Genomic DNA, 7,130 nt, shown 5'->3' with positions numbered 1-7,130 from the left:
CGCGTCGCCCAAGCCGACCGGCACCGTCGCGGAGCGGCCCGAGGCCCTCGAGGACGCCGTCCAGCGCTGGGAGGACGCCGAGATCGAGTCGTACACGATGACGCTCCAGCGCGTCTGCTTCTGCATGGTCCCCGACTTTACCGGCCCGTACGACGTCACCGTCCGGGACGGCGAGGTCACGTCCGTCGTCCTCGAGGGCGAGTCGGTCGACCTCGACCGCGCCGAGACGGTCGACGGGTTGTTCGAGCTGCTCTCGAACGCGTACTCCAGCCGCGCCGAGTCCGTCGAGGTCGAGTTCGACCCGGCCTACGGATTCCCGGCCAACCTGTCGATCGACTACGACTCGATGCTCGCCGACGAGGAGATCGGGTACCTCGTGACCGACATGCGCCCGCTCGACTAGTCGCCGACCTCGACGTAGTCCTCGAGCGGCTCCAGACCGATCTCAGCGCGCGCTGCGTTGGAGCTCTCAATGCTCTCGATGTGCGGAGGCCTCACGGTCCGGGTCTCGGGATCGAACACACCGCTCGTCCCGTAGAGCTGGGGCTGGCGTCGGATAAAGCGGCCCTTGTCGACGGCCCTCGCGTACGACTCGGCGGGCATCCGGCCGGCGCCGACCTCTCGGCGGAGGAGCGGGAGCATGGCCTCGAGAGTGTCCGGGTGCGTGCGGAGCAGGAAGATGAAGGTGTTCGTGTCGCCGCCGATGCGGTCGGAGTGGGGCCACCCGTGCTCCTCGGTGATCTCGCGGAGCCGGGCAACGTTGGCGTCGTCGACGGCGATCTGCATCGCGAGCGGGTGGTCGCGCTCCGCGTCGGAGAGGCGAGCTTCAGCCTCGGCTTCGAGGACGGCTTCGCCCTCGAGGTAGGCGCTCAGGCCTCCGGCGTTGGACAGGAGTCCAGGTGAGCCCTCGCGCGCTCCGCCTCGCATGGAGAGAACGTCCCGACGGTGTTCATGTCGCGGACCCGTTGGTCCGCGGCGTACATCTCGCGGAGTTCGATGCGGAGGACATCTTTCGTAGCGTCATCGAGGTCGATCGGTTGCGCAGAGACGGCGACTGGCAGGGTGAGAATGGCGAGGGCGATGAGAAGGCAGAGGCGGCGCATGGGCGTGGCGTGAGTGACTGCCTCAGACTCTCTCCTGGCGGGCTCGCTGCCCTCATGTGAACCCAATGGATCTAAAATGGGAGCCTCCAGATTGTCCCGGATGTGCCGCTCCACGTGTCGAGTCCCGCCCTCGAGGGCGAGGAGCGCACCACCCGCCCTCGGTCATTCTTTAGACCGTGGTCAGGCAATTCTGGTCGGGAGGTGCGTTCTTTCGCCGTCCCGACGCCTCTTCCGTGCTCCGATTCTCTCTCGTCGCCGCCCTCGTCCTCGCGCTCTCCGCATGCGGCGGCCCGACCTCTCAGGCCGACGTGTCCGGTCTCAAGCTCCAGCGCGAAGGCCGCAGCTATCCCACACTGACCGGCTACCTCGTCAACCAGGGCCAGGCTCCGATCACGTCGGCCGACGTGTTCGTCACGCTCTACGACGACGACAACCGGCCCCTCGAGGACGTCATCGTCCAGGTGAGGAGCGTGGCGGCCGGCGACTCGACGCGGTTCGAGCGGCGCCTCGACCTGCAGGCGTCGGGCGCGAAGCTCAAGTTCGTCGGCGTCAACTAGCGCCCTCGAGGACGAGTCATCGGGAATGCCCTTGGGTGAACGGGAGGCTCTCGCCCGGCGTACGACTGGACAGCCGTCGCGCGTAATCCCCGCCCGACCCCACCATCATGACGCCACGCGCCTACCTCTCCGTCCGCTCGCTCCCGCTCGGGTACACGCTCCGGCAAGAAGAGGGGATCGCGTGGATGAAGGCGGGCCTGCGACATGCCGCCGAGACGACCGTGCTCCCCGGCGCCGACCGCGCCGAGCGGTACTACGACCTGCTGGAGCGGAAGACCAACATCCAGCACCGCGTCACCGCCCTCGAGGACTACACGCACCTCGACTGGGACCGGATGCAGCTTCACCGGTCCCCAGTGTCCGGCGATGGCGAGGTTGCTCCCGGACCTCCGGCCCCGTGGCATCAGGCGCCGCTCGAGCGCCGGATGGAGCTGTTCGCCGAGACGGCCAACCGCGTCGCTCACGACGCCTTCGCGTCCGACCTCGAGGCGCCCGACGCTATCGTTCAAGTGAGTTGCACGGGCTACGACAGCCCGAGCGCCGTCCAACGCGTGATCGCGGACCGAGCGTGGGGCGACCACGCCCGGGTCTTGAGCGTCGGGCACATGGGGTGCTACGCCGCGCTGCCTGCCCTGGCGACCGCCGCCGACGTCGTGAGCGCGACCTCGATGCGTCGGGTGGGCGTAGGCGACTCTGGATCCGACCTCGAGGGCGACGCGCGCGCGGCCATCTTCCTGATCGAGCTGTGCACGTTGCACCACCACCCGGCCACGACGGACCCTGAGCAGATCGTCCAGCAGTGCCTGTTCGCCGACGGCGCTGCGCGGCTCGACGTGAGTTCCACTCCAGAGGGCTCCGACTTCGCGCTGTTGGACCACGTCGAGGCTATCATCCCGGACACGCTGGGCGAGATGACCTGGCGTCCGGCCGGCGTCGCGTTCCAGATGACGTTGAGCCGCCGCGTCCCCGAGCACATCCAGACGAACGTGGCCGGCGTCCTCGAGGCGTTCCTCAGCCGCAACGGGCTCGGGGTCGATGATGTCGATGTCTTCGCCGTCCACCCCGGAGGGCCGCGCGTGATCGAGAGCACGGCGTCGGCGCTCGGCATCGAGGACGAGAAGGTGGCCCACAGCCAGTCGGTCCTGCGCGACCGCGGCAACATGTCCTCGACGACGCTGCCCCACATCTGGGAGCGGATCGCATCCGACGCCGCTGTGCCGTCGGGCGCTCTGGTGTGCTCGGTCGCCTTCGGCCCCGGCCTGACGGTCGTCGGCAACCTGATGCGGAAGGCGTAGCGCGGGGGCGTTCCCGATAGGAGTTCTTGAACCCCGCCGGTCGCGGGTCGTCTGTGGAGGCCCCCCGCGCTTGCCCGTGACGCCCGTCAACAACGCCTTCTACGACGACCTCGGCGACCGCTGGTTCGAGGGCGGAGACCACGCGATCGCGCTGCTCCGTGCCGAGACCGACCTGAAGCTCGAGTACGCCCTCGAGGCCTTCCACGAGTTCGGGATCGAGTCGGGCGCCCGCGTTCTCGACGTGGCCTGCGGGGGTGGCCTGGTCTCGCTGCCGCTCGCGGAGAAAGGGTTTCGCGTCGAGGGCGTAGACCTGTCCGAGTCGTCCCTCGAGGTCGCGCGCTCGCGGGCAGATGGCTTGGACGCCACGTTCCGCGTGGCCGACGCAACGAATCTCGATCACGGGGACGGGTCCGTCGACGCGGTCCTGCTGTTCGACGTGATCGAGCACGTCGAGGACCAGCGGAAGCTGTTGGCCGAGGCGACGCGCGTGGTCAGAAAGGGCGGCATTGTCCTGTTCAACACGTTCAACCAGACGCCACTGTCGTGGCTGCTCGCCGTCCACGGCTTCAAGTTCGTGACGCGCGAGACGCCCGACCACGTCCACGTCTGGCGCCTGTTCGTCCCTCCGACGACGCTCGGTGAGTGGGCCGCCCTCGAGGGCTTGGAGATCGTGGACATCCAAGGCGTCCGTCCTCGACTCGGCGCGCCGTTCTGGCGCTCGATTCTGCGGCGACGCGTCGACCCTGAGTTCGCGTTCACCAAGACGCGGTCGTGGGCCATCGGCTACATGGGCCTCGGGATCCGACGGCACTGACCTCTGGCCGTCCGTCGCTCGCCCTGTACCGCCGGGGCTCCCCGGCGACCCCTTCGGCGTAACGCATGAGCATCGACGAGGACGGGGCGATACGTTCGCCGTCCCTTCCTGCGTGGTCCATTCGCGCGCTCGTCTTTTTCTCCGCTCTCGTGCTCTCCGCATGCGACACGGTCGGCAGTGACGGCCCGCCCTCGATCGCCACAGTTGACGCCTCACTCGCCCTCGAGGTCGATACGGCCGACAACCTCGCGTCTTTCCAAGCGGCGTGGGACACCGCTGGCCCCGAGGACTATTGGCTGCGCTACGAGGTGATCTGCTTCTGCGCCCCTCAGGTCGTCGACGTCCGCGTCGAGGGTGGCCAAGTCCTCGAGGCATGGCAGAACGGAGAACCCGTCCTAGACCACCCGATCTCGCTCGTCGTCCTCACCGTGAACTCGCTGTACACTATTGCCGCCAACGGCTTTCTCGAGGCCGACGCGGTGACCGTCCGCGTCCTCGAGGCCGACGCCCCTCTCCCGGTCAGCGTGTTCCTGGACTACGCGTTCGAGATTGCTGACGAGGAGATCGGCTACCGCATCCTGGGATTCGAGACCGATTAGCCCTCCTCGAGGGCGCTACACATCGAGGACGGAGCGGACGCGCTCGATCTGTTGCCCGTGCCCGATGTCATGCGCGGCCAGCAACGCCACGATGCGGCGGATGCTCTCCTCGCCCCGCTCACTGTGCAGTCCCACGCGGTCCCACGCGGCGCCCGGCAGGGACGTCAGAAACCGAACCGTGCTACGGCGCGCCGACGCGTAGTCCCCATGAGCGTCGGCGACGGTGCCTCGGTGGTACTTCAACGTCTCGGCCCAGGTCTCCTGGTCGTACCCGACGATCTCGGGCCGGTCGGCACTGGCGATCAGGCGGAGTCGGTAGCCGTAGACGATCTCGGAATCGGCGAGGTGACGGACGACCTCGAGGATGGACCACGCCCCGTCTGCTTCTGGCCGACGTGCGTCTTTTTCGGTGACGCCCTCGAGGGCGCGGGCGACCCGGCCCGGTGCGGCCTCGAGGAGCGCGATGGGGTCTTGGCCCTCGACTAGTGCCAGCCGGGACTCGACGTAGGCGGTGGGATCGGCGGCGTCGTAGGCAGGCAGGGTCACAGGTCCTGGCCTGGAAGGCGAGGGACGTCGGGGTCGGACGGGCTTGGGAGCGGGCCGCACAGCGCCACCATGCGGTCGTGCCCGCCCTCGAGGTCGAGCCGAACCGCATCCACGTCCGCGACGACGTCGACGGGACCGGAGGCCCAGGTGTCCGACGCCGCAGGAGGGACGTATCGAAACACGACCTCACCCGCTCGGACAGGGCCTTCGAACACACCCGTCTCCTCGATGTCTCGCCCCAAGAGCGGATCTACGCCCTCGAGGACGGGGACGGCGCGCGGGATCAAGACGGTGTAGCCGTTCTGAATCGTCCGGGCCAGCATCGCGGGGCAACCCGGTCGGAGCCGATACACCACGTGCGCATCGACGGTCTCGCCGACGTTGCCGGGGCCGAAGACGCCCGCGACGCCATCGAGGACGGTGCGGCAACCGGAGAGGGCGAAGAGAGGGATGAGGGACAAGGCAAGGAGCGACAGAGAGGTGGATCTCTCCATCCCGTATCCCCTGTCCCTCGTCCTAAACATGCCGCTCGGCGTGGTAGGAGCTCCGCACCAGCGGCCCGCTCTCGACGTGCTCGATGCCCAACGCCTCGCCCTGCTCTTTGTACCACGCGAACGTGTCCGGGTGGACGAACTCCTCGACCGGCAGGTGGTGGCGCGTCGGCTGGAGGTACTGGCCGATGGTCATCACGTCGACGCCGTGGGCGGCGAAGTCGGCCATCAGGGACACGACCTCGTCCTGGGTCTCGCCCAGCCCGACCATGATGCCGGACTTGGTGCGGAGGTCGTACTCGGTCTTCGCGAGCTGGATGACGTCGAGCGACCGCTGGTAGTCGGCCTGGGGGCGGACGCGGCGGTAGAGGCGGGGGACGGTCTCGACGTTGTGGTTCAAGACCTCGGGGCGCGCGTCGAAGACGGTCTCCAAGGCCGAGCGCTCGCCCTTCATGTCGGGGATCAGGACCTCGATGGTCTGGCCCTGGTCGTGGACCAGCCGGATCACCTCGGCGAAGATCGGGGCGCCGCCGTCCTTGCGGTCGTCGCGGTTGATCGACGTCACGACGACGTGCTGCAAGCCCATCAGGCGAGCGGCCTCGGCCACGCGACGCGGCTCGTCGTAGTCGAGCTCCTTCTGCTCGGGGCGACCCGTCAACACGGCGCAGAACGAGCAGCCGCGCGTGCAGACGTTGCCCAGGATCATGAACGTGGCCGTGCCGGCGCTCCAGCACTCGCCCATGTTCGGGCACCGCGCCGAGGAGCACACGGTGTGCAGGTCGAACTCCTCGATCGTCTTTTGGACGTCGCGGAACGTCTCGCCGTAGGGGAGCTTCGCGCGCAGCCACTTGGGACGTCCGCCGGGCCGGTTCGCGACCTGCGGCTTGGTGACGACGGGCAACTCGAGGGCGAATCCGTCGCCTCCCGATTCGACCTCGAGGTCGGCGCCGGCGGGCGCTTTCTTGAGGGCGACCTGGCCGGGGCGGAGCGGGGACTTTGTGGGCGTGTCCATGCGGTCTGGCAGGGGGGAAGGAGCCGACGTGGTGAGCGGCCGTGCTCGTACGTCCAAGGTACGTCCCAGGTCGTGCCGTTCGTGTCAAGCCGACGCCCTCGAGGGCGAGCCGGTTTAGCTCCGCGTCCGTCCTCGAGGGCGCTTCGTTCGTTCGCCGTCGGTGGCGTCCTCGAGGTCGAGCAGGTCGAGGCGAACCGGCGTCGGCGTTGGCTGCACCGGCCTATCGGCTCTCGAGGACGCGATGGGGTCGAGGGCGCGTGCGCCGCGTTGAGCTCGGGCCGCGACGGCGTCCATCTGGCGCTCCCGCGTGCGAGCCCACGTCGTCTGACGAACGATCGCGAGAGCGGCCAGCCCGACCGACACCATCGTCATCACGCCGGCGTCTCCATCTCCGGTGATCGCGAAAAACACGGCGAGCGCAGCCGTGACCATCATCGCGATGAGCAGGTTGCGGGTGTCGTCACGTCGGTTGGTCTGAAGACGCAGACGAGCACCGTCGCCGGACGGGGTCAGCGTCGCGCGCAGGTTGCCGTTGTGCCACGTCTGCGCCGACCCGATGCGGCCCGTCTTGCCACGCGCGGAGAACGTGTCTTGCAAGTCGGCCACGAGCGACTCCCACATGGCGTCGGGCGCGGCCTCGAGGGCGACGGCGCGGCGCACACCGACGGGCAGACCCACAAGCAGCTCGCGGCCTTCGTCGGGCTCGCCCTCCG

The 7,130-nt window shown here is 68.7% G+C and carries 11 protein-coding genes; 5 read left to right on the top strand and 6 right to left on the bottom strand.

The genetic code is table 11. The features are described from left to right. On the top strand, positions 1-403 hold a 403-nt coding region (locus WBA11_RS09210), incomplete at its 5' end, for a DUF6174 domain-containing protein (protein ID WP_424520402.1). Here WBA11_RS09210 and WBA11_RS09205 read toward each other — a convergent pair. Together WBA11_RS09205 and WBA11_RS09200 are read right to left on the bottom strand one after the other, a co-directional pair. Further along, positions 400-927, bottom strand: a complete 528-nt coding sequence (locus WBA11_RS09205; RefSeq protein WP_424520401.1) for a DUF6624 domain-containing protein — start codon at positions 925-927, stop codon at positions 400-402. The genes WBA11_RS09210 and WBA11_RS09205 overlap by 4 nt on opposite strands. Continuing rightward, positions 870-1,103 (bottom strand): hypothetical protein, encoded by a 234-nt coding sequence (locus WBA11_RS09200; protein WP_424520400.1) that lies wholly within the window; start codon positions 1,101-1,103, stop codon positions 870-872. The genes WBA11_RS09205 and WBA11_RS09200 overlap by 58 nt, the downstream gene beginning before the upstream one ends. A 233-nt stretch (positions 1,104-1,336) precedes the next feature. On the opposite strand from WBA11_RS09200, the gene WBA11_RS09195 reads away from it, so the two are divergent. The 4 genes from WBA11_RS09195 (at position 1,337) to WBA11_RS09180 (ending at position 4,368) form a co-directional block, all read left to right on the top strand. Continuing rightward, the gene (locus WBA11_RS09195) at positions 1,337-1,660 is read left to right on the top strand and encodes an FxLYD domain-containing protein (protein WP_424520399.1); all 324 of its coding nucleotides are present in this window, start codon (positions 1,337-1,339) and stop codon (positions 1,658-1,660) included. Positions 1,661-1,767: 107 nt separating this feature from the next. Continuing rightward, positions 1,768-2,955: a 3-oxoacyl-[acyl-carrier-protein] synthase III C-terminal domain-containing protein gene (locus WBA11_RS09190; protein WP_424520398.1), complete on the top strand. Its 1,188-nt coding sequence runs from the start codon at positions 1,768-1,770 to the stop codon at positions 2,953-2,955. A 76-nt stretch (positions 2,956-3,031) separates the two neighbouring features. Then, positions 3,032-3,769: a bifunctional 2-polyprenyl-6-hydroxyphenol methylase/3-demethylubiquinol 3-O-methyltransferase UbiG gene (gene ubiG, locus WBA11_RS09185; RefSeq protein ID WP_424520403.1), complete on the top strand. Its 738-nt coding sequence runs from the start codon at positions 3,032-3,034 to the stop codon at positions 3,767-3,769. 149 nt (positions 3,770-3,918) lie between these two features. Continuing rightward, entirely contained in the window at positions 3,919-4,368 is a 450-nt protein-coding gene (locus WBA11_RS09180; RefSeq protein ID WP_424520397.1) for a DUF6174 domain-containing protein, read from the top strand. A gap of 15 nt (positions 4,369-4,383) precedes the next feature. Here the strand turns inward: WBA11_RS09180 and WBA11_RS09175 are convergent, their stop codons facing one another. The 4 genes from WBA11_RS09175 to WBA11_RS09160 all read right to left on the bottom strand — a co-directional run. Continuing rightward, positions 4,384-4,914, bottom strand: a complete 531-nt coding sequence (locus WBA11_RS09175) for a DinB family protein (protein ID WP_424520396.1) — start codon at positions 4,912-4,914, stop codon at positions 4,384-4,386. Further along, positions 4,911-5,375, bottom strand: coding sequence for a hypothetical protein (locus tag WBA11_RS09170; protein ID WP_424520395.1), 465 nt, complete (start codon positions 5,373-5,375; stop codon positions 4,911-4,913). The genes WBA11_RS09175 and WBA11_RS09170 overlap by 4 nt, the downstream gene beginning before the upstream one ends. A 55-nt stretch (positions 5,376-5,430) precedes the next feature. Further along, entirely contained in the window at positions 5,431-6,417 is a 987-nt protein-coding gene (lipA, locus tag WBA11_RS09165) for a lipoyl synthase (RefSeq protein WP_424520394.1), read from the bottom strand. Between the two features lie 114 nt (positions 6,418-6,531). After that, positions 6,532-7,130: hypothetical protein (locus WBA11_RS09160; protein ID WP_424520393.1), on the bottom strand; the 599-nt coding region annotated here is incomplete at its 5' end.

The sequence above is a fragment of the Rubrivirga sp. genome (assembly GCF_049648075.1).
In the GTDB taxonomy this organism is placed as follows: Bacteria; Bacteroidota; Rhodothermia; order Rhodothermales; family Rubricoccaceae; genus Rubrivirga.
The sequence above is the reverse complement of the archived record's forward strand: the minus strand, read 5'-3'. Positions and strand labels throughout refer to the sequence as shown.